2 protein-coding genes are annotated in these 1,145 nt (G+C 44.9%); both read right to left on the bottom strand.

The window, feature by feature from the left end; all coding sequences use genetic code 11:
• Positions 1–55 precede the first annotated feature (55 nt).
• Positions 56–373, bottom strand: a complete 318-nt coding sequence (locus tag IDZ20_RS07870) for a CcdB family protein (protein ID WP_188150885.1) — start codon at positions 371–373, stop codon at positions 56–58.
• Entirely contained in the window at positions 373–618 is a 246-nt protein-coding gene (locus IDZ20_RS07865) for a type II toxin-antitoxin system CcdA family antitoxin (RefSeq protein WP_045860099.1), read from the bottom strand. The genes IDZ20_RS07870 and IDZ20_RS07865 overlap by 1 nt, the downstream gene beginning before the upstream one ends.
• Positions 619–1,145 lie beyond the last annotated feature (527 nt).

Raw genomic sequence — 1,145 nt, 5'->3', positions numbered from 1 at the left:
GCGCAGCTCCATTTTACACAAACGCTCACAGCAAAAATTGCAGGTGAGCTTGGCGTTAAATGCCCGTAATTGCGAAGTCCAAGGCATTGATAATTTGCTCTCTAAAATGTGAAAGAGAGCCAACGGGGTCGCTTAAGATATTTGCTGGAACGGAAGAAATTTGTGGTGTTAATAGAAGAAGCTGTTCGTCTTCAAAGGAAATTTGTGGTGTAAGGTTTGTCATTGCCTCATTTTTAAATGAAACAGCATAGCCCAAGGGGATAACTATCCGAGTTGCAATTTCCGAAATGTAGGGGCTTTGAATATCAAGCAAGTACGGGTAGTGCTTCTTGCTCTGCTTGCTGGGGTTACGGTATACGTCAAATTGAGCCATTAAAAAGCCCTGTATTCGTCAGCAAAACAGCCATTCTCCTCTACGAAGGAGTTGTATACTTTAATGGCCGCTTTGTTCTTTTTTGCCCATTTAGCGGCTTCGGCTTGAGCCAACTGATGCTTTAAGGCTTGTTCTAATGTGGCTGAAAGGTTTATGTTTAAGGCGCGCGTTTTTGCCAGCAAGTCACTATTTACAGTGAGGTTTGTAGGCTTTTTGGGGGCTTCGGTATCGTACAGGGGTTCCATATAAACACCTCGTTTATGCGTATGTCTATGCGCATGGTAAAGCATTTAACAAGGGTGTCAACCTGACGCCCAAAGCTACGCTGGTTTTGTTGCATGGCCTATGGCCATTTTTGCACAAAACTAGCTCCACTTCGGGCGCAGGTTACACCAGCGTTATGCGTGGTATTGAAAAAAGCGCTTTGTCAGTTTTAGGTTTGTGGTAATTGTCTTTTTAGTTTGTGCCGCTCCAGCAGTGGTGTAGTAGGTTAAATCGCAGTGATGCAGTCAGGGAGTGGCATTCAATTTCCAGTCAGTCGTGTCCGCACTATGTCTCCCGTCGTTGTTCTCAGTGGTTTCTTTTTAGGTAGTACCAAGTCAAGCTTTATCCAAACCTTCTAGTAGTATTATTTTGGGTTTTCGGTAGTATCTGGTTTTAGTGTTTTACGTATAATCGCTTCGTTTAGGCTGTGGGGCCACCTAGCGGTCGCCCAACGTGTGTGTTACTGGTTTGGGCCGCCTCGCATAACAAGGCGCTCCACCTGACAATT

This window comes from Teredinibacter waterburyi (genome assembly GCF_001922985.1).
GTDB classification, from domain to species: Bacteria; Pseudomonadota; Gammaproteobacteria; order Pseudomonadales; family Cellvibrionaceae; genus Teredinibacter; species Teredinibacter waterburyi.
Note: the sequence above shows the minus strand (reverse complement) of the source record. Positions and strands in the feature narration are given on the sequence as shown.

Excerpts from the sequence above, each read along its gene's own strand:
- IDZ20_RS07870 (WP_188150885.1), bottom strand. The coding sequence starts at position 373 with ATGGCTCAATTTGACGTATACCGTAACCCCAGCAAGCAGAGCAAGAAG.
- IDZ20_RS07865 (WP_045860099.1), bottom strand. The coding sequence starts at position 618 with ATGGAACCCCTGTACGATACCGAAGCCCCCAAAAAGCCTACAAACCTC.